Below are 18,852 nucleotides of genomic sequence, written 5' to 3' on the forward strand. Positions count from 1 at the left end.
CCGGGCGATAACCTGACGTGATCTGAGCGACCTGAGGTCTGGATCTATTCCCCGGCCTGCTCGGTGTCCGGCCGGATGTCGATGCGCCAGCCGGTGAGCCGGGCCGCGAGCCGGGCGTTCTGCCCTTCCTTGCCGATCGCCAGCGACAGCTGGTAGTCGGGCACGGTCACACGGGCCGACCGGGTCGCCATGTCCACGACCTCCACCTTGGAGACGCGGGCCGGGGAGAGCGCGTTCGCCACCATCTCGGCCGGGTCGTCCGACCAGTCGACGATGTCGATCTTCTCACCGTTCAGCTCACCCATGACATTGCGCACCCGGCCGCCCATGGGGCCGATGCAGGCGCCCTTGGCGTTCAGGCCGCTGCGGGTGGAGCGCACGGCGATCTTGGTGCGGTGACCGGCCTCACGCGCGATGGCGGCGATCTCGACGGACCCGTCGGCGATCTCCGGCACCTCCAGCGCGAAGAGCTTCTTCACCAGGTTCGGGTGGGTGCGCGAGAGGGTCACGGAGGGCCCGCGGACCCCCTTGGCGACCCGCACCACGTACGACCGCAGCCGCATGCCGTGCGGGTAGGTCTCGCCGGGGACCTGCTCCTGCACCGGCAGGATGGCCTCCAGCTTGCCGATGTCCACGAGCACGTTCTTCGGGTCGCGGCCCTGCTGGACCACGCCGGTGACGATGTCGCCCTCGCGGCCGGCGTACTCGCCGAGCGTCGCGTCGTCCTCGGCGTCGCGCAGCCGCTGCAGGATGACCTGCTTGGCGGTGGTGGCGGCGATACGGCCGAAGCCGGACGGGGTGTCGTCGAACTCGCGGGCCTCCTGGCCCTCGTCGAGGTCCTCGGGGTCCTCCTTCGCCCACACGGTCACATGCCCGGTCTCCCGGTTGAGCTCCACGCGCGCGTGCCGGCGGCTTCCCTCGGTGCGGTGGTAGGCGATGAGGAGGGCCGACTCGATCGCCTCGACCAGCAGGTCGAAGGAGATCTCCTTCTCCCGAACCAAGCCCCGCAGGGCACTCATGTCGATGTCCACGGCTACGCCTCCTCTTCCTTCTTGTCCTTGCGGTTGAACTCGACCTGCACGCGGGCCTTCTCGATCTCCGGGAACGCGAGTCTGCGGCTGGTCGCCTTGCGGCCCTTGACGCCGGGCACTTCGAGGTCGAGACCGTCGTCGTCGACCTCGAGGATGCGCGCCACCAGCTCGCCGCCCTCGGCCAGCTCGAACTTCACCAGCCGGTCGACGGCGCGCACATAGTGGCGGTGCTCCTTGAGGAGGCGTTCCGCGCCCGGGGTGCCGACCTCGAGGGTGTACTCGCCCTCGCCCATCGCGTCCGTCTCGTCCAGCTTCGCCGAGAGCGCGCGGCTCACATCGGCGATCCGGTCCAGGTCGGCGCCGGTGTCGGAGTCGACGACGACGCGCAGCACACGCTTGCGTCCGACCGAATCCACTTCGATCTCTTCGAGGTCCAGTCCCTGGGAGCTGACGAGGGGTTCCAGGAGTGCTCGCAGCCTCTCGCTCTGGGTGGTGCTCATCCGGGTGACTCCTCGGCCGCGTGTGCTGTTGTGGGATGGGTCGCGTGTCAGGTCAAAGGGTATCCGGTCGCAGGGTGTGTTGCCGTCCACCTGTGCGTGACCGGTGCCGATGAGTGGCACCGTCGCGCCGCGCGGGTACGGTGATCACGGGCACGCGGCCCGCTGACCGGGCAGCCGCCGTCGCAAGTGCTTTCGTACGAACTCCCCTGAGGAAGTCGCCCGTGCCGTACCCCCCGCCCTCGCGCGCCCTCCCGGGGCCGCGCAGAAGAACCCTGCTCGCCTCGGCCGCGGGAACCGCGCTGCTGGCGGGCTGCTCCTCCGCTCCCGGTGACCCGGACGGCGGTACCAGCGGCAGTCCCTCGCTCGCCGAGCGGGCACGCGCGCGTGCGGCCCGGGACAGCGAGGGCCTGGTCGGGCGGTACGACGCCGTCCTCGCCGCCCACCCGGCGCTGGAGCGGCTGCTGGTCCCGCTGCGCGCGGAGGCCGTACGGCATGTGGAGGCGTTCGGCGGGGGCGCGTCCGGGGCGTCGGCGTCCCCCTCCCCCTCCCCCTCCCCCTCGGGCCCCGGCTCCCCGTCGCCCTCCGCCTCGGCCCCGGCGGTGCCCACGGACGAGCGGGACGCGCTGGCCGAACTGGCCGCCGCCGAACGGACGCTCGCGGACCAGCGGGCCAAGGCCCTGCTGGAGATGCCCGGTGAACTGGCCCGGCTGCTCGCCTCGGTGGCGGCGGCCGGCGCCGCGCACGCGTTCCTGCTGACGGAGGGTGCCCGGTGAGCGACACCGACAAGGCGAGCCGAGCGGCCAAGGCGACGGTGACGGCGCTTCAGGCGGCGCTGGCCGCCGAACACGCGGCGGTCTACGGGTACGGCGTGGTCGGCGGGCGGATCGACGCCGAGCGGCGCTCCGACGCGCGTGCCGCGTACGAGGCCCATCGGGCGCGGCGGGACGCGCTGGCCCGCGCGGTGCGCGACCTGGGCGCCGACCCGGTCGCCGCGAGCGCCGGGTACGCGCTGCCGTTCCCGGTGACGGACCGGGCCACGGCGGTGCTGTTCGCGGCCGAACTGGAGAGCCGGCTGGCCGGGGTGTACGCGGACGTGGTGCGGGCGGCCCGGGGCGAGGTGCGGGGCACGGCCGCCGAGGCGCTGCGGGAGGCGGCGGTCCGGGCGGTGCGCTGGCGGGGCGAGAGCGTAGCCTTCCCTGGGCTCGCCGAGCGGGCGGACACGTCGTCCGCGCCGGGGGCGCCCACCGCGTGACGCGGGCGGCAGGACACCGACGGGCAGGACGGAAGGGACGACTCGCGCATGGCTTTCGAACCGCCGCAGCGTCTGGTCAGGGCGCTCGGTGAGACGGCGCCGGACGGCGACGCCTGGCTGGAGGAGCTGCCGGGGGCGGCCCGGCAGGCCGTCGAGGCGCGCGAGTTGACGGTGGAGCGGGTGCAGTTGCCGGGTGGCCGCAGCAGCCTGGTGGTGCTGGTCCGGCGGGCCGACGGCACCCCGGCGGTGCTGAAGCTGGCGCCGCCCCGCGCGCGTCCGGAGAGCGAGCGGGCCGCGCTCGCGCACTGGGGCGGCAGCGGTGCCGTCCAGCTGATCGAGCCGTTCGTGACCGAGGGCGTGCTGCTGCTGGAGCGGCTGCGCCCGGACCGGTCGGTGCGGTCGCTGCCGGAGGCGAAGGCGCTGCTGGAGGCGGCGGGGACGCTGCGCCGGCTGTGGGTGGCGCCCCCGGAGGGCCACCCCTTCGAGACGGTCGAGGAGCGCACGGGACGCCAGGCGGAGGCGATGCGGGCGACCGCGTCGGAGCGGGCCGAGGTGGCGGTGCTGGTCGACGCCGCGCTGGCGGCGCGGGACGAGCTGCTGGCGGCCCCGCCGGAACGGCAGCTGCTGCACGGCACGTTCCGGCAGAGCAAGGTGCTCGCCGGGGAGCGGATGCCGTGGCTGGCGGTGGGCCCCGACCCGGTGGTCGGTGAGTGCGCGTTCGATCTGGCGCGGCTGGTGCGGGACCGGGTGGAGGACCTGATCGCCTCGCCGTCGGGTGCCTCGACGACGCGCCGCAGGGTCAAGCGCCTGGCGGAGTCCCTGGAGGTCGACCAGGAACGGCTGCGCGGGTGGACGCTGTTCCGCGCCGTGGAGTCGGGTGTGCGGGCGCTGCGGGTGGGCCGGCCGCAGGACGCCGAGCTGCTCCTGGAGTTCGCGAGCTGGCTGTAGGCCGCGGGCCGCGCCCCCCTGCGGGGAGCTCTCGCAGGGGGGCGCGGTGGGTCCGGCCGACGTGCCTCCCGAGCCTGCCGGCCGGAGTCCGGCGGGGTGTTCAGCGGTCGTCGGGGGCCGTCGCGAACAGCATGCCCTCCATGGCCAGCAGCCGCGTGTGGCGCCGCAGATGGGCCGCCTGGTCCCCGCCCGCGCGGCCGTGCGTCCCCGCGGTGTGCGGGGCGTACGGGATGTGGGCGAACTGCGCCAGGTCGGCCGGGTGCAGGGGCCAGGACAGCTGCCGGCCGCCCGCCTCGATGCCGAGCTGGTGGATGCCGTCGGCGCCCCGGGTGAGGACGGCGCTGGCCGGGTGCAGCGCGGCCAGCCAGGCCAGCAGCTGGGCGCGTTCGAGCCGTACGCGGGTCAGGTCCCGCTCGTAGGAGTCGGCGTGGCGCTGCCAGCGGTCGCGCTCCTGCCGGCACAGGTCCAGCTCACGCTCGCACGGCCGCCGGGGCGGGCCGGCCGGCCGGAGCCGCCGCCACAGCGCGGTGGCCGCCCTGCGCAGGCGTCCCGGGGGCCGGGGGTCGCCGGCCGCGGGCTCGTCGGACGGCGGGGGCGAGGAGGGCGTGGGCATCGGGTACTCCGTGACGGTGGAGGAACGGCTGCGGGCCGGGCCGCCGGGTGCTCCGGCGCGGCACGCGGACGGGGGAGGGCGGCGGCGCGGGAGGGGCGCGCGGGGCGGGGGCGGGGAGGGCCTGGACATGCGGTTCTCCGGGAAACGGTCGGCGAACGGGCGGCGGCGCGGGTCAGGCGGGCGGGCGCGGCGGACGGGCGCGGGTGGTACCGGTACGGCGATAGCGCCCGGCCTCATAGGTGTTGGCGGCCCGGCACGCCGCGTCGACGGGCTCGCCCCGCCGCAGATGCCGCTGGTAGGCGGCGCGCGTGCCACAGGGCGCCGGGCGGGTGCGCGGGGGCGCGTCGCCCCGCTCCGGCGTCCGCCGCTCGGGCGGGGGCGCCTCGTCGGGCCGGGGGTGCGACGCCTCGATCGCGCACCGGCCGGGGGTGGGCGACGTCTCCTCCCGTGAGACCGGCGGCGCCGGTTCGGGCGGCGCGGGCTCGGACGGGAAGGCCACCGTGGCCGGGCGCCGGCCGGAGTCGGCCGGGGCCGCCTCCCGCGGAGGGGACGGGGCACGCTCGGGCAGGGCGGTCGGGGCGAGCCGGGGCGCCGCCGCGGGGCGGACCGGCGCGGGAGGTGCCGCCGCGGGGTGCCCCGCTTGGTCCAGGGCGTGCCGTTGGGGGCCGGTGAGGCCCGCGACGACGCCCTGCCGGCGGCATCGGGGCAGGCCCCGCTCCCGTCGCAGCACGGCGTCCCGGCACGGTTCGAGCACGGGGCAGAGCGCGCAGATCGCGACCGCGAGGGGCCATGTGCGGCGGGTGAACCACAGATCGGCGTCCCACTCCCGGCAGGCCGCGCGCAGTTCCCAGACCCGTGATCCGCCGTCGGGTACCGCCGGGGTCATCCGGCCGGCTCGGGCGGGGACGTGCGGTCCCCGGTGCGGCGGGCGTCGCACACCGGGGACAGGGGGCCCAGATGGGCCGCCACATTGGCCAGGGAGCACCGTTCGGGGCGCCCGTCCAGGGACAGCAGCGGCATCCCGTCGGGCCGCCGGCAGCCCTGGAAGTACCAGACGTCGCCGTGGGCGTCGCGCAGCGGGGACGCGAGGTCGTAGGTGGCGTCGCCGACGCGGAAGGGGCGGCGCCCCCGCCGTCGGGGCGTGGCGCCGTGGGCCACCACGGTGACACGGACGCCGTCGCGCTCGCCGTCGCCGACGAGGGTGTGGGGCCGGCTGCCCTCCCCGACGACGCGGATGTGGAAGTAGGCGCGCCAGCGGCTCCAGCACTCGGCGCCGTCCACGCGCAGCACGACCCGGACCCGGTCGCCGTCCACGCGGACGTCGGAGGGACCCGCGTGCCCGGCGAGGTGGCGCTCGACCGCACGGGCGACGGAGCGCGCGCGGGCGCACGAGGCGTCCCAGGCGAGGGCCTTGCGCTCCAGGTCGGTGAGCGGGCGGGGCCCGCGGGACCAGCGTCCGTCCGCGCCGCGGTGCAGGACGGCGACCGGGGGGCGGGCGGGGCCGAGGGGGACGGCGGCGGGTTCGGGGTCCACGGACCGCAGTACCGTGCGGATCGCTCCCCCGGAGTCGGGGGTGTTGCCGTTCACGCGGACACCGCCTCCGTCGTCCAGCGCAGTTTGCGCAGCGCCCGGTAGGTGAGCGTCTTGACCGCGCCGACGCTGCGTCCCATGGCCAACGCGGTCTCCTGCGCGCTCAGTTCGTCCAGGAAGCGCAGCTCCAGGCAGTGCCGTTGGTGGGGGTTGAGCCGGTGCAGGGCGGTGTGGACGGTCTCCTGGGCCTCGACGGCGTCCAGTTCGCGCAGGACGAGCGCCTCGGTGCCGCGCTGGGCGTCCCGGGGGTCGTCGAACTCGGCGACGGGGGTCTCCCACCGTGTGCGGCCGCGCCCGAGTTCGTCGAGCCAGAGGTTCTTGGCGATCGTGGTGAGCCAGCCGGCGAAGGCGGTGCCCTGCCAGTGGAAGGTGCCGATGCGGCGCAGGGCGCGGACGAACACCTCCTGGGTGAGGTCCTCGGCGAGATGTCTGTTGCGGGTGCGAACCAGGAGGAACGCGTAGACGGCGCGGTAGTGCTCGAAATACAGGGCGGCGAACGCCTCCCGGTCGCCGGCGCGGGCCCGGGCGACCAGTTCGGGCTCCGGACCGGCCGGGGCGGTGGTGACGTTGTCCGGATGGGACACGACGGCTTCTCCTCTGCAATACGCATGTAGATGTAGATTCCTTGGACGGACGCGCGCAGGCCACGGCGGAAACCCGCAATCCCCTCCCAGGGCGTCTACAGTCTTCATGTAGATGCATATCGTGTCAAGAAGCCTACGGAGCGTGAGACTTGAGGGCGCGGACGGGGCGCACAGGAGCACCCGCACCCCCGGAACGCTCCGGCGTGCTCCCGAAGCACCCGCACTGGTCTGCGATCTACTTGCGTTTGTAGACAATGATGACCGATCCTCTGAGTCGTGACGAACCAGCGGAGCCATCCCCCAGCCGATCCCGAAGCCGCCCGGCACGCCCAGCAGCGGGACGAGGATCTGGCGGCCCTGCTCGAACGCCTGCTGGCCCAGGTGCCGGACCGCACCCAGAAGGACCTGGCGGCGGAGTCCGGCATCTCGTACCCGACGCTCAACGCCTGGATGAACCGCACGCGCGGCACCTCGCGCATCGACCCGGAGAGGCTGCGGGCCATGGTCGACGTGTTCCGGCGCTGGGGCGTGCGCACCACACCGCGCGAGTTCTTCGAGGCGGTGGGCCGGCCGGTGCCGGGACCCAGCGGGGACGAGCGCGAGGCACGGCTCCTGAAGCTGTACCGGCAATTGCCGGAGTCACGGCAGCGCGCGCTGCTGAAGGACGCCGAGGCGATGCTCCAGGTCAGCCGTATCGTCTGAGGTCAGCGCCGCGCGAGCGGAACACGGAGCGGACCGCCCGTCTCCCCCGGCCGTAACGGATGTTGGGCGCGCTCCGGGAGAATATGACGAAAGTCCTCACGAACCCCACACACATCGGTACCATCAGTCAGCCGCTGACCTCCCGGAGCGGAACGCTCGTGCCGTAGGCATTCCTGGGGAGGCAGTTGTGTGCGTTCGCATTGCCGTGACGGACGGTCTGGCGGGCATCGCGGTCTGGGACCCCGACGAGGTCAGCATCAGGGTGGCCCGCAGTGCGCCGGCGGGTGACGTGCTCAGAGAAGTGGCGGACATCCTCATGGTCGACCTGGGGGCTCCCGCCTCCCGGGGCGGACTGCGCTGCTTCTGCGGGATGGGTGTGGAGCTCCCCCACGAACTGCTGCCCCGCCTGCTCGCGGCCGAGGCCGGCTGACCCGGGTCCGACGGTCGCCCGGACCGGAGACGGCGCCGGCCGCCCCTCTCTCCCGAGGGACGGCCGGACGTCGAAGAGGTGTGCCGGTCAGGCGGTCAGGCGGGCGATCGCCTCGTCCACCGTCAGCTCCTCGCGCTCACCGGTCCTGCGGTCCTTCAGCTCCACGACGCCCTCGGCCGAGCGGCGCCCGGCCACGAGGATCCGCGGAACGCCGATCAGCTCGGAGTCCGTGAACTTCACGCCCGGCGAGACACCGGCGCGGTCGTCGCACAGCACCCGCAGCCCGGCCGCGGACAGCTTCTCGGACACGTCGAGGGCCAGTTCGGTCTGCAGGGCCTTGCCGGCGGCGACCACGTGCACATCGGCCGGGGCGACCTCGGCGGGCCAGCACAGGCCCTTGTCGTCGGCGGTCTGCTCGGCGAGCGCGGCCACCGCGCGGGAGACGCCGATGCCGTAGGAGCCCATGGTGACGCGGACCGGCTTGCCGTTCTGGCCGAGGACGTCGAGCTTCAGGGCGTCGGCGTACTTGCGGCCGAGCTGGAAGATGTGGCCGATCTCGATCGCGCGGTCCAGCTTGAGGCCGGTGCCGCACTTGGGGCAGGGGTCGCCCTCCTGCACGACCACGACGTCGACGTAGGTGTCGACCTCGAAGTCACGGCCCGCGACGACGTTCTTCGCGTGCGTGCCCTCCTTGTTGGCGCCGGTGATCCAGGAGGTGCCGGGGGCCACGCGCGGGTCGGCGAGGTACGTGACCTTCTCGCCCAGGCCCTGCGGGCCGACGTAGCCGCGCACCAGGTCGGGGCGCGCGGCGAAGTCCGCCTCGGTGACCATCTCGACGACGGCCGGGGCGAAGTGCGCCTCGACCTTGTCGATGTCGACCTCGCGGTCGCCGGGGACACCGACGGCGACGATCTCTCCGTCGACCTTGACCAGGAGGTTCTTCAGGGTGGCCGAGGCCGGGACGCCGAGGTGGGCGGCGAGGGTCTCGATGGTGGGGGTGTCCGGGGTGGGGATCTCCTCGAGCGCGGGGACGTCCGCGGCCTCGACCGGCTTCAGCTCGTAGGTGATCGCCTCGGTGTTCGCCGCGAAGTCGCAGTTCGGGCAGTCGGCGAAGGTGTCCTCGCCGGCCTCGGCGGGCGCCAGGAACTCCTCCGACTTCGAGCCGCCCATGGCGCCGGCGGTCGCCGCGCAGATGCGGTAGTCCAGGCCCAGGCGCTCGAAGACACGCTGGTAGGCCTGGCGGTGCAGGGCGTAGGACTGGGCCAGGCCCTCGTCGTCCGTGTCGAACGAGTAGGAGTCCTTCATCAGGAACTCGCGGCCGCGCAGGATGCCGGCCCGGGGACGGGCCTCGTCGCGGTACTTGTGCTGGATCTGGTAGAGGATGACCGGCAGGTCCTTGTAGGAGGACGCCTGGTCCTTCACCAGCAGGGTGAAGATCTCCTCGTGGGTCGGACCGAGCAGGTAGTCGCCGCCCTTGCGGTCCTTGAGCCGGAACAGCTCCTGGCCGTACTCGTCCCAGCGGCCCGTGGCGTCGTAGGGCTCACGCGGCAGCAGCGCGGGCAGCAGCACCTCCTGGGCGCCGATGGCGTCCATCTCCTCGCGGACGATGCGCTCCACGTTGGCCAGGACCCGCTTGCCGAGGGGCAGCCAGGACCAGATGCCGGCCGCCGTGCGCCGGACGTAGCCGGCGCGGACCAGCAGCTTGTGGCTGAGGACCTCGGCGTCCGCCGGGTCGTCGCGCAGCGTCTTCGCCATCAACTGGGACATGCGCTGGACCGGTGCTTTCGCCATGGTTCTCGTACTCCTGCCGGATGTGGTTGATGGCAGGAGGTTAGCCGGGCGGGACGGGACGGTGGAAATCGGTTAACGGCGCAGCGGCAGCGGGGCGCCCATGACGGCGTACGGCTTCGGGGCGCTGGGGAACAGCACCCGGCGTGCGAGGTCCTGGTAGCCGAGGGAGTGGTAGAGGCCGCGGGCCGGGCTGTCGATGTCGATCGCGGAGAGGATGGAGCGCGGCTCGGTGGCGCTGTCCGTGATGGTGGTGATCAGGGCACGCCCCACGCCGCGGTTCTGGTAGGCGGGGTGGACGTGCAGCTCGGTGATGACGAAGGAGTCGTCGAGCCAGTCGTCGCGCCCCTGGGCGCGCAGGTACGGCTCCACCACCGTGGACCACCAGTGGCTGCGGCTGTTGGGCATGCCGTAGACGAAGCCGGCGAGGCGGTCGCCGTCGGTGGCGCCGAGGGCGCGGGCGCCGGGATAGGTCATGTGCCGCAGGACGATCTGGCGGCGGACGGCGACCTCGTCGGGGCCGAGTCCGAACGCCACCGCCTGGACGGCGAGGGCCTCGTCGACCCGGGCCGGGAGGTCGAGCGGGCCGATCACGATGTCGTCGGGGTGGCGGCGGTGTGCGTGACCGGGAAGGCGCATGGTGGGGAGCCTACAAGCAATGCCGTGCCGAGGTGCCGGTACGGCCTGGCGGGGGCCCCTCCGGCCCGCGCGGGCGGGACGCCCTCAGAACAGGACGCTCATGAAGGCGCCGACCTCCTGGAAGCCCACCCTGCGGTACGTCCTGCGGGCCGCGGTGTTGAAGTCGTTGACGTAGAGGCTGGCGACCGGGGCCACGTCCGCGAGGGCGTAGCGCAGGACCGCCGCCATGCCGGGCGCCGCGAGACCCTGGCCGCGGTACTCGGGGGCCACCCAGACGCCCTGGATCTGGCAGGCGCGGTCGGTGGCGGCGCCGATCTCCGCCTTGAAGACGACCTTGCCGTTCTGGTCGAGGCGGGCGAAGGAGCGGCCGGAGCCGACGAGTTCGGCGACCCGGGCCTGGTAGAGGAGGCCGCCGTCCCCGGCGAGCGGCGAGACGCCGACCTCCTCGGTGAACATGGCCACGCACGCCGGGAGGATCGTCTCCATCTCGTCCTTGCGGATGCGGCGGACGTACGGGTCCGGGGCGATGTCGGCCGGCATGTGGTCGGTGACCATGAGCGGCTGGTGGGCGCGGACCTCGCGGGCCGGGCCCCAGGTGGGTTCGAGCAGCCGCCACAGCTGGGCGGTGGGCTCTGCGGGACCGACGATGGAGGAGCAGCGGCGGCCGGCCCGGCGGGCGCGGTCCGCGAAGGCGCGCACGGCGCGCGGGGTGGCGCAGATGGGGACGAGGTTGGCGCCCGCGTAGCACAGGGACGTCAGCATGCCGTCGTCGTACCAGCCCCACATCTCGCCGCCGAGGCGCCAGGGGTCGAGGCCCGCGACCTGGACGCGGGACGTCACGAAGGCGTTGGCGACCGGCTCGCGGTCGAGGACGGCGAGCGCGGCGTCCAGGTCACTCGGTTCGAGCACCCGTGAGGTGGTCTGGGTCAACACGTGCGGGGCCTCACGCTGGAGTTCTGCTGGTCCCCGCACTGTACCCGCGGATGCTGTGCCGTGCCGCCCCGCGGTCGTGACCGGTGGTCCCGGCCGGGGGCGGTCGGAGCGTGGGCGGATCAGCCCGCGACCGCGACGGAGGGCTCGCCGCTCGTCACGCCGTCGGCCTCCATCTGCTCGGCCAGCTTCATGGCCTCCTCGATGAGGGTCTCGACGATCTTGGACTCGGGGACGGTCTTGATGACCTCGCCCTTGACGAAGATCTGGCCCTTGCCGTTGCCGGAGGCGACGCCGAGGTCGGCCTCGCGGGCCTCGCCGGGGCCGTTGACGACACAGCCCATGACGGCGACGCGCAGGGGGACCTCCATGCCGGTCAGTCCGGCCGTGACCTCCTCGGCGAGCTTGTAGACGTCGACCTGGGCGCGGCCGCAGGACGGGCAGGAGACGATCTCCAGGCCGCGCTGCTTGAGGTTCAGGGACTCCAGGATCTGGATGCCGACCTTGACCTCCTCGGCCGGCGGGGCCGACAGGGAGACGCGGATGGTGTCGCCGATGCCCTGGGAGAGGAGCGCGCCGAAGGCGACCGCGGACTTGATGGTGCCCTGGAAGGCGGGGCCGGCCTCGGTCACGCCGAGGTGCAGCGGGTAGTCGCACTGGGCGGCGAGCTGCTTGTACGCCTCGATCATGATCACCGGGTCGTTGTGCTTCACGGAGATCTTGATGTCCCGGAAGTCGTGCTCCTCGAAGAGCGACGCCTCCCACAGCGCCGACTCCACCAGTGCCTCCGGCGTCGCCTTGCCGTACTTCTGCAGCAGACGCCGGTCCAGCGACCCGGCGTTCACACCGATCCGGATCGGCGTGCCGTGGTCCTTCGCGGCCCGCGCGATCTCCTTGACCTTGTCGTCGAACTGCTTGATGTTGCCCGGGTTCACCCGGACCGCCGCACAGCCCGCCTCGATCGCCGCGAACACGTACTTCGGCTGGAAGTGGATGTCCGCGATCACCGGGATCTGCGACTTCCGCGCGATCGTCGCCAGCGCGTCCGCGTCGTCCTGCGTCGGACACGCCACCCGCACGATCTGGCAGCCCGACGCCGTCAACTCCGCGATCTGCTGCAACGTCGCACCGATGTCGGACGTACGCGTCGTCGTCATCGACTGCACCGACACGGGGGCGTCCCCGCCGACCGCGACGGACCCCACCTGGATCTGCCGGCTCTTGCGGCGCTCGGCGAGCTTGGTCGGAACGGACGGCATGCCGAGAGAAATCGCAGTCATCTGCTGTGCAACCCCAAGTCGTGGATCAAGGTCCGGTCCCGTCAGCAGCGGGCTCCAGGCTTCGAGATTACGGCACGGACGCTCAGCCCCTCACCTCACGCCCCGTAAACCCACTCGATGGAAGGCGGCCCGGGGCACTGGGCCCCGGGCCGCCTCGACGGCCGTACGGCTAGGAGATCCTGACCGGGTTGACGACGTCCGCGACCAGTACCAGCAGGGTGAAGCAGACGAAGACACCTGCGACCACGTACGCCACCGGCATGAGCTTGGCCACGTCGAACGGGCCGGGGTCCGGCCGGCGCAGCACCCGCGCCAGGTTCCGGCGCAGCGACTCCCACAGGGCGCCCGCGATGTGACCGCCGTCGAGCGGCAGCAGCGGGAGCATGTTGAACAGGAACAGGGAGAGGTTGAACCCGGCCAGCAGGAAGACGAACGTGGCCAGTTGCTGGGAGGCCGGGATGTCGAGCGTGGCGATCTCCCCGCTGACCCGGGCCGCGCCGACGATGCCCATCGGGGAGTCGGGCTCGCGGGGGCCGTCGCCGAAGGCCGCGTCCCACAGGGCGGGGACCTTGGAGGGCAGGGCCACCAGCGAGTCGACGGCGTCGCCGACCCGGTCCGACATCCAGGTCACCGACGCGCCGAAGTCCTGCTTGACGACGCCGGTGGCCGCGCTGAAGCCGAGGAAGCCGGCCTTGATGTACTCGCCCTCCACGTAGGCGCCGCTCGCGTCCTTCTTGACGACCCGGTTGGTGGCGATCTTCGCCTGGAGGGTGACCTCGCGGCCGTCCCGGTCGACGACGATCGGCACCTGCTTGCCGGCGCTGTCACGGATGAGGTCGGAGAGGGTGTTCCAGTCCTCGGTGCGCACGCCGCCGAAGGCGACGATCTTGTCGCCGGCCTTCATGCCCGCGGCCGCGGCCGGGGAGCGGGGGTCGGACGCCTTGCAGGTGTCGCGGTTCTCGGTCTGGGCGATGACGCACGGGGAGACCGAGCTGACCGTGGTGGTCTGCTGCTGGATGCCGAAGCCCATCAGCACGGTGAGGAACAGGACGACCGCGAGGATCAGGTTCATGAAGGGGCCCGCGAACATCACGATGACCCGTTTCCACGGCTTGCGCGTGTAGAACAGGCGGTTCTCGTCGCCCGGCTTCAGCTCCTCGAAGGCCGCCGAGCGCGCATCCTCGATCATGCCGCGCCACGGCGAGGTGGAGCGGGCCTCCAGCCGGCCGTCGGGGCCGGGCGGGAACATGCCGATCATCCGGATGTAGCCGCCGAACGGGATCGCCTTGATGCCGTACTCGGTCTCGCCCTTGTTCCGCGACCAGATGGTCGGGCCGAAGCCGACCATGTACTGCGGCACGCGGATGCCGAACAGCTTGGCCGTGGACAGGTGACCCAGCTCGTGCCAGGCGATCGAGAAGAGCAGCCCGACCGCGAACAGCACTATGCCGAGGATGAACATCAGGAGTGTCATGCACGGGCCTCCGCCGTGTGTGCCGCCAGTTCCCGGGCGCGTGCGCGGGCCCAGGTCTCCGCTTCGAGGACGTCCGCGACGGTCAGCGAAGTTCCCGAGCGCGGGGTGCCGTGCTCCTCCACCACCCGCGTGACGGTCTCCATGATGCCGTTGAACGGCAGCGCGCCGGCCCGGAAGGCCTCGACGCACTCCTCGTTGGCGGCATTGAACACCGCCGGGGCCGTGCCCGCGAGCTCGCCGACGTGCCGCGCCAGGTTCACCGACGGGAAGGCGTCGTCGTCGAGCGGGAAGAACTCCCACGTCGACGCCTTGCTCCAGTCGAAGGTGGGGGCGGCGTCCGGGACGCGCTCGGGCCAGCCCAGTCCGATGGCGATCGGGCCGCGCATGTCGGGCGGCGTCGCCTGGGCGATCGTGGAACCGTCGGTGAACTCGACCATCGAGTGGACATACGACTGGGGATGCACGACCACCTCAATGCGGTCGAAGGAAATGTCGTAGAGCAGGTGCGCCTCGATGACCTCCAGCCCCTTGTTGACGAGGGTCGCGGAGTTGATCGTGATGACCGGGCCCATCGCCCAGGTGGGGTGCGCGAGGGCGTCCTCGACGGTGACGTCCGCCAGCTCGGCCTTCGTCCGGCCGCGGAAGGGGCCGCCGGACGCGGTGACGACGAGCTTGCGCACGTCCGCGCGCGAGCCGGAGGCCAGCGCCTGGAAGAGGGCGGCGTGCTCGGAGTCGACCGGGATGATCTGCCCGGGCTTGGCGAGCGCCTTGACCAGGGGGCCGCCGACGATCAGCGACTCCTTGTTGGCGAGTGCGAGGGTGCGGCCGGCCTCCAGCGCGGCGAGCGTGGGGGCCAGGCCGATGGAGCCGGTGATGCCGTTGAGGACGGTGTGGCAGTCGGAGGCGGCGACCTGCGTGGCCGCGTCCGGTCCCGCGAGGATCTCGGGCAGCGGCTCCCCCGCGCCGTACCGGTCGCGCAGAGCGTCGCGGAGGGCCGGGACGACGTCCTCGCGGGCGACGGCGACGGTCCGGGCCTTCAGCCGGTGCGCCTGCTCGGCGAGGAGCGCGACCCGGCCGCCGTTCGCGGACAGCGCGGTGACCCGGAACCGGCCGGGGTTGCGCAGCACGAGGTCGATGGCCTGGGTGCCGATCGAGCCGGTGGAGCCGAGGATCACCACGTCCTTGGGACCGTCGCCCGCCACGGGGTCGTAGACGAGGTGCGGGTCGGCGAGGGGGGAGGCTGGACTGTCGCTCATCCCCCCATTGTGGCCGCAGCGGTCCGCGGGCAGGACCGCGTGTCCCCATCCGGTGGGTAACAGGATGGTGAGGGGACGCCGCGGGCGGTGACCCCTCACGGGGCGGTCAGCGGATCGGGCGGTGGACGTTCTCGTGCGTGCTCGGGCCCGGGGTGGCGTCGGCGATCCAGACGCCGCCGTCGTCGGACGGGTCGACGATGCCCTGCTCCAGCCACTCGTACGTGCCGGACATCACGCCCTTGACGACCTTGCGGTCCAGGTCGTCGGTGTTGGACCAGAGCCGGCCGAACAGCTCCTCGACGCGCAGCCGGGACTGCCGGCAGAACGCGTCGGCGAGCTGGTACGCCTCGCGGCCGTGCTCCCCGCGGACCCGCAGGTGCTCGGCGCGGACGCAGGCGGCGCTCATGGCGAACAGCTCGGCGCCGATGTCGACGATCCGGCCGAGGAAGCCCTGCTTGCTCTCCATGCGGCCCTGCCAGCGGGACATGCCGTAGAAGGTGGAGCGGGCGAGCTTGCGGGCGGTGCGCTCGACGTACCGCAGATGTCCGGAGAGATCGACACCCTGCTTGAACTCACTGAACGTGTACGGCAGTTGCCCCTGACCGGCGACGAGCTTCGGCAGCCACTTGGCGTAGAAGACACCGGCGTTCGCGCCCGCCTTCGCCTTGTCCTGGAGGGACTTGTCGGGGTCGATGAGGTCCCCGGCGACGGTGAGGTGGGCGTCGACGGCCTCGCGGGCGATGAGGAGGTGCATGATCTCCGTCGAGCCCTCGAAGATGCGGTTGATGCGCAGGTCGCGCAGGACCTGTTCGGCGGGGACGCCGCGCTCGCCGCGCGCCCGGAGCGAGTCGGCCGTCTCGAAGCCGCGGCCGCCGCGGATCTGGACGAGTTCGTCGGCGATGAGCCAGCCCATCTCGGAGGCGAACAGCTTGGCGAGGGCGCCTTCGATCCGGATGTCGTTGCGGTCCTCGTCGGCCATCTGGGAGGCGAGGTCGGTGACGGCCTCCAGGGCGAAGGTGGTGGCCGCGATGAAGGAGATCTTCGAGCCGACGGCCTCGTGGTGGGCGATGGGCTTGCCCCACTGCTCACGGGCCGCCGACCACTCGCGGGCGATCTTCAGGCACCACTTGCCGGCGGCCACGCAGGACGCGGGCAGCGAGAGCCGGCCGGTGTTCAGCGTGGTCAGCGCGATCTTCAGGCCGGCGCCCTCGGGGCCGATGCGGTGGGAGGCGGGGACGCGCACCTGGTGGAAGCGGGTGACGCCGTTCTCGATGCCGCGCAGGCCCATGAACGCGTTGCGGTTCTCGACGGTGATGCCGGGCGAGTTGGTCTCGACGACGAAGGCGGTGATGCCGCCCTTGTGGCCCTCGGACCTCGGCACCCGGGCCATGACGACGAGGAGGTCGGCGACGACGCCGTTGGTGGTCCACAGCTTCACGCCGTCGAGGACGTAGTCGTCCCCGTCGGGCACGGCGGTGGTGGCCAGGCGCGCGGGGTCGGAGCCGACGTCGGGCTCGGTCAGCAGGAAGGCGCTGATGTCGGTGCGGGCGCAGCGCGGGAGGAAGCGTTCCTTCTGCTCGGGGCTGCCGAACAGCTTCAGCGGCTGCGGTACGCCGATCGACTGGTGGGCCGACAGCAGTACGCCGATCGCCGGGGAGGCCGAACCGACCAGGGTGAGGGCCTTGTTGTAGTAGACCTGCCCGAGGCCGAGACCGCCGTACTTGGTGTCGATCTTCATGCCGAAGGCGCCGAGCTCCTTGAGCCCGTCGACGACGTCGTCGGGGATGCGCGCCTCGCGTTCGATGAGGGCGCCGTCGACCTTGGTCTCGACGAAGTCGCGCAGTTTGGCGAGGAACTCCTCGCCGCGCTGGGTCGCCTCGTCCGTGGGCATCGGGTGGGGGTGGATGAGGTCGAGGCGGAACCGCCCGAGGAACAGCTCCTTGGCGAAGCTGGGCTTGCGCCACTCCTGCTGGCGGGCGGCCTCGGCCACCTGCCGTGCCTCACGTTCGGTGACGGTGGGTTTGGGGGGTGCTGCGGACATGAGGCTCACCTCGCCGCGAATCGGGATCATGGGCCATTTGGCTACCGACGGGTGCTACCCGATCGTATGTACCCGATTACGGACGCGGCCACCACCCCGCGCGCAGCCGTCGTCCGGCTCCGGCGGGCCCGCGGCGGGTGTCCGGGCCGGTGGGCCCGTGCGCGGCGATCCGGCGGGCGGCCTGGGCCGGACGGGTGGCCCGGCGGCCCGTGTACGCCGACGGCCGGAGCCCCCGCACAGCGGGCTCCGGCCGTCGGACCGAGGGTGGTGTCAGAGAGCGAGGCCGGTGAGGACCAGGACCCGCTCGTAGGTGTAGTCGTCCATCGCGAACCGCACGCCCTCGCGGCCGACGCCGGACTGCTTGGCGCCGCCGTAGGGCATCTGGTCGGCGCGGTAGGAGGGCACGTCGCCGATGACGACACCGCCGACCTCCAGCGCCCGGTGGGCCCGGAAGGCGGCCTGCAGGTCGTGGGTGAAGACGCCCGCCTGGAGGCCGTACTTGGAGTCGTTGGCGGCGGCGAAGGCGGCGGCCTCCCCGTCGACCCGCTGCACGGTGAGGACGGGCCCGAAGACCTCCTCGCAGGCGAGGGTGACGTCGGAGGGCACGTCGGTGAGGACGGTCGGCGCGTAGGAGGCGCCGTCGCGCTTGCCGCCGGTCAGGAGGGAGGCGCCGGCCGCGACGGCCTCGTCCACCCAGGTCTCGACGCGCTTGGCGGCGTCCTCGCTGACCAGCGGGCCGACGTCGGTGGCGTCGTCGCCGGGGTCACCGGTGACCTGGGCCTCGACGGCGGCGACGATGCGCGGCAGCAGCCGGTCGTACACGGAGGCGTCCGCGATGACCCGCTGCACGGAGATGCAGGACTGGCCGCCCTGGTAGTTGGAGAAGGTCGCGATGCGGGTCGCGGCCCAGTCCAGGTCCTCGTCGGAGGCGAAGTCGGCGAGGACGACCGCCGCGCCGTTGCCGCCGAGCTCCAGGGTGCAGTGCTTGCGCGGCACCGAGTCCATGATCGCGTAGCCGACCTTCTCGGACCCGGTGAAGGAGATGACCGGAAGGCGCTCGTCCTGCACCAGGGCCGGCATCTTCTCGTTCGGCACCGGCAGGATGCTCCAGGAGCCCGCCGGGAGCTCGGTCTCGGCGAGCAGCTCACCGAGGATCAGGCCGGACAGCGGGGTGGCCGGGGCCGGCTTGAGGATGATCGGGGCGCCGGCGGCGATGGCCGGGGCGATCTTGTGGGCGCACAGGTTCAGCGGGAAGTTGAAGGGCGCGATGCCGAGGACGACGCCCTTCGGGAAGCGCCGGGTGAGGGCGAGCCGGCCCTGGCCGCCGGCGTCGGTGTCGAGCCGCTGGGCCTCGCCGCCGTTGAACCGGCGGGCCTCCTCGGCCGCGAAGCGGAACACGGACACGGCACGGCCGACCTCGCCGCGGGCCCACTTGATCGGCTTGCCGTTCTCGGCGGAGATGAGCCGGGCGATGTCCTCGGTGCGCTCGGCGAGCCGCCTGCTGACGTGGTCGAGGGCGGCGGCCCGCACATGGGCCGGGGTGGCGGCGAACTCCTCGCGGACGGCGTACGCGGCGGCCACGGCCTCCTCGGTCTGCGCGTCCGTGGGCACGCTCACCGTGCCGACGACGCGGCCGTCCCACGGCGAGGTGACGTCGAAGCTGTCCTCGCCGCTGACCTGGCGGCCGGCGAGCCAGAAGGCGTGGGTGGAAGTCATAGGGATTCCCGGCCCTTCCGCGTTGGGGGTGTCCTGGTCTGTCGAGACCCACGGTAGGGGCGCGGGGGCATCCGGGTG

At 72.9% G+C, this 18,852-nt stretch carries 19 protein-coding genes; 5 read left to right on the forward strand and 14 right to left on the reverse strand.

The genetic code is table 11. The features are described from left to right. Nucleotides 1-44 precede the first annotated feature (44 nt). On the reverse strand, nt 45-1,031 hold the full coding sequence (gene nusA / locus ACFV46_RS09865) for a transcription termination factor NusA (RefSeq protein WP_151786165.1): 987 nt from the start codon (nt 1,029-1,031) through the stop codon (nt 45-47). A 2-nt stretch (nt 1,032-1,033) separates the two neighbouring features. After that, complete coding sequence (gene rimP / locus ACFV46_RS09870) at nt 1,034-1,531, reverse strand: ribosome maturation factor RimP (RefSeq protein ID WP_385497701.1); 498 nt, start codon at nt 1,529-1,531, stop codon at nt 1,034-1,036. A 221-nt stretch (nt 1,532-1,752) separates the two neighbouring features. On the opposite strand from rimP, the gene ACFV46_RS09875 reads away from it, so the two are divergent. From ACFV46_RS09875 to ACFV46_RS09885, 3 genes are read left to right on the forward strand one after another with little or no spacing between them, the layout of a single operon-like run. After that, on the forward strand, nt 1,753-2,304 hold the full coding sequence (locus ACFV46_RS09875) for a hypothetical protein (protein WP_385497702.1): 552 nt from the start codon (nt 1,753-1,755) through the stop codon (nt 2,302-2,304). Further along, on the forward strand, nt 2,301-2,783 hold the full coding sequence (locus ACFV46_RS09880; RefSeq protein WP_361927196.1) for a ferritin-like domain-containing protein: 483 nt from the start codon (nt 2,301-2,303) through the stop codon (nt 2,781-2,783). The genes ACFV46_RS09875 and ACFV46_RS09880 overlap by 4 nt, the downstream gene beginning before the upstream one ends. Nucleotides 2,784-2,831: 48 nt before the next feature. Continuing rightward, nucleotides 2,832-3,731 carry an aminoglycoside phosphotransferase family protein gene (locus ACFV46_RS09885; protein ID WP_361927193.1) on the forward strand — a complete coding sequence of 300 codons (900 nt, stop codon included), beginning with the start codon at nt 2,832-2,834 and terminating at the stop codon, nt 3,729-3,731. A 100-nt stretch (nt 3,732-3,831) separates the two neighbouring features. On the opposite strand, the gene ACFV46_RS09890 is transcribed toward ACFV46_RS09885, so the two are convergent. The 4 genes from ACFV46_RS09890 to ACFV46_RS09905 all read right to left on the reverse strand — a co-directional run bounded on the left by ACFV46_RS09890 (nt 3,832) and on the right by ACFV46_RS09905 (nt 6,518). Next, complete coding sequence (locus ACFV46_RS09890; RefSeq protein ID WP_376727333.1) at nt 3,832-4,344, reverse strand: hypothetical protein; 513 nt, start codon at nt 4,342-4,344, stop codon at nt 3,832-3,834. 172 nt (nt 4,345-4,516) lie between these two features. Next, nucleotides 4,517-5,230, reverse strand: a complete 714-nt coding sequence (locus ACFV46_RS09895; protein ID WP_385497703.1) for a WhiB family transcriptional regulator — start codon at nt 5,228-5,230, stop codon at nt 4,517-4,519. Next, entirely contained in the window at nt 5,227-5,931 is a 705-nt protein-coding gene (locus tag ACFV46_RS09900; RefSeq protein ID WP_385497704.1) for a BN159_2729 family protein, read from the reverse strand. Before ACFV46_RS09900 ends, ACFV46_RS09895 begins: the two co-directional genes overlap by 4 nt. Next, nucleotides 5,928-6,518, reverse strand: coding sequence for an RNA polymerase sigma factor (locus tag ACFV46_RS09905; RefSeq protein WP_062669235.1), 591 nt, complete (start codon nt 6,516-6,518; stop codon nt 5,928-5,930). The genes ACFV46_RS09900 and ACFV46_RS09905 overlap by 4 nt, the downstream gene beginning before the upstream one ends. A gap of 276 nt (nt 6,519-6,794) precedes the next feature. On the opposite strand from ACFV46_RS09905, the gene ACFV46_RS09910 reads away from it, so the two are divergent. After that, nucleotides 6,795-7,220 carry a helix-turn-helix domain-containing protein gene (locus ACFV46_RS09910; protein ID WP_361927181.1) on the forward strand — a complete coding sequence of 142 codons (426 nt, stop codon included), beginning with the start codon at nt 6,795-6,797 and terminating at the stop codon, nt 7,218-7,220. 187 nt (nt 7,221-7,407) lie between these two features. Next, complete coding sequence (locus ACFV46_RS09915) at nt 7,408-7,650, forward strand: hypothetical protein (RefSeq protein WP_376727336.1); 243 nt, start codon at nt 7,408-7,410, stop codon at nt 7,648-7,650. Between the two features lie 87 nt (nt 7,651-7,737). Here ACFV46_RS09915 and ACFV46_RS09920 read toward each other — a convergent pair whose 3' ends face one another. From ACFV46_RS09920 to ACFV46_RS09955, 8 genes are all read right to left on the reverse strand, one after another. Continuing rightward, nucleotides 7,738-9,441, reverse strand: coding sequence for a proline--tRNA ligase (locus tag ACFV46_RS09920; protein WP_151786156.1), 1,704 nt, complete (start codon nt 9,439-9,441; stop codon nt 7,738-7,740). Between the two features lie 72 nt (nt 9,442-9,513). Next, complete coding sequence (locus ACFV46_RS09925) at nt 9,514-10,077, reverse strand: GNAT family N-acetyltransferase (protein ID WP_361927173.1); 564 nt, start codon at nt 10,075-10,077, stop codon at nt 9,514-9,516. Nucleotides 10,078-10,161: 84 nt separating this feature from the next. Continuing rightward, complete coding sequence (locus tag ACFV46_RS09930; RefSeq protein WP_361927170.1) at nt 10,162-11,010, reverse strand: GNAT family N-acetyltransferase; 849 nt, start codon at nt 11,008-11,010, stop codon at nt 10,162-10,164. A 119-nt stretch (nt 11,011-11,129) separates the two neighbouring features. Beyond that, on the reverse strand, nt 11,130-12,287 hold the full coding sequence (ispG, locus tag ACFV46_RS09935; RefSeq protein WP_151786153.1) for a flavodoxin-dependent (E)-4-hydroxy-3-methylbut-2-enyl-diphosphate synthase: 1,158 nt from the start codon (nt 12,285-12,287) through the stop codon (nt 11,130-11,132). A gap of 169 nt (nt 12,288-12,456) precedes the next feature. Beyond that, complete coding sequence (locus ACFV46_RS09940) at nt 12,457-13,749, reverse strand: site-2 protease family protein (RefSeq protein ID WP_361927327.1); 1,293 nt, start codon at nt 13,747-13,749, stop codon at nt 12,457-12,459. Nucleotides 13,750-13,757: 8 nt separating this feature from the next. Then, nucleotides 13,758-15,017 carry a 1-deoxy-D-xylulose-5-phosphate reductoisomerase gene (dxr, locus tag ACFV46_RS09945; protein ID WP_376727337.1) on the reverse strand — a complete coding sequence of 420 codons (1,260 nt, stop codon included), beginning with the start codon at nt 15,015-15,017 and terminating at the stop codon, nt 13,758-13,760. A 106-nt stretch (nt 15,018-15,123) separates the two neighbouring features. Then, on the reverse strand, nt 15,124-17,058 hold the full coding sequence (locus ACFV46_RS09950) for an acyl-CoA dehydrogenase family protein (protein ID WP_385497705.1): 1,935 nt from the start codon (nt 17,056-17,058) through the stop codon (nt 15,124-15,126). A gap of 270 nt (nt 17,059-17,328) precedes the next feature. Then, entirely contained in the window at nt 17,329-18,774 is a 1,446-nt protein-coding gene (locus ACFV46_RS09955) for an aldehyde dehydrogenase family protein (RefSeq protein WP_361927160.1), read from the reverse strand. Between the last annotated feature and the right edge of the window lie 78 nt (nt 18,775-18,852).

The organism is Streptomyces sp. NPDC059852, assembly GCF_042731455.1.
Taxonomy (GTDB): domain Bacteria; phylum Actinomycetota; class Actinomycetes; order Streptomycetales; family Streptomycetaceae; genus Streptomyces.